This window comes from Vibrio sp. 1580 (assembly GCF_033340055.1).
Window position 1 is genome coordinate 1 of record NZ_JAWOVT010000113.1, and the last position, 914, is coordinate 914.

The window sequence follows — 914 nt, forward strand, 5'->3', positions numbered from 1 at the left end:
TTGTCGCTTATGTACAAGCTGAGTTTGGTATCCGTTATACCGTTGCTGGAATGAACAAGTGGCTACATCATCACGGTTTCTCATATAAGAAGCCGAAAGGTGTACCGCACAAGTTTAATCCAGAGATGCAGCAAGCCTTTATCGAATACTACAACGAGACGCTAAGAAACAGCGAAGACCCTGTGTTATTTATGGATGCCGTTCATCCTACGCAGTCAACAAAAGTCAGTTATGGCTGGATACGAAAAGGCCAAGACAAAGTTATTGAGACAACAGGCAGTCGAACTCGTCTTAATATTATCGGTGCGTTACCGCTTCAAAATATTGGCGCAACGGTGACAGACACGTATGACACGATAAACAGCGAGAGCATTGTTCGCTTCTTCTGGAAGCTCAAAAAGGAGCATTATCCGTTGGAGCAAAAAGTTCACCTAGTGCTTGATGGTGCCGCCTATCATCAGTCAGAGTTGGTGAAAAATGCGGCAAAAGTGCTCAATATCGAGCTTCATTACTTACCGCCTTACAGTCCAAATTTAAATCCAATAGAGCGGCTTTGGAAAGTGATGAATGAGCATGTGAGGAACAATATTTACTTCTCCTCCAAGCCAGAATTTACTTCAGCCATCAAAGAGTTTTTCGATGTAACGTTACCAGAAGTTGCAGGTACACTCGTATCCAGAATTACGGATAATTTTCAGATATTGAAACCTGTATCTTCAAGTTGAACGGGTATATACTGCAAAGAGTAACTGGCGGGATTGCCATTACCGCAGTTTAAACACCGTTATATTGTGAAAAAATGTTATGACTGAGTCTGCAAAAGATATTAATTCGATCTACTCTTCTTATAACTTATCTCAACATAAGTATATTGAAACAACAGAAAACGAGTCTTACGTGCAAGCTAAAAATAA

General features: G+C 40.6%; 1 protein-coding gene. It reads left to right on the forward strand.

Annotation, left to right across the window (positions count from 1 at the left end; genetic code table 11):
• On the forward strand, positions 1-725 hold a 725-nt coding region (locus tag R7093_RS24390), incomplete at its 5' end, for an IS630 family transposase (RefSeq protein ID WP_318146906.1).
• Between the last annotated feature and the right edge of the window lie 189 nt (positions 726-914).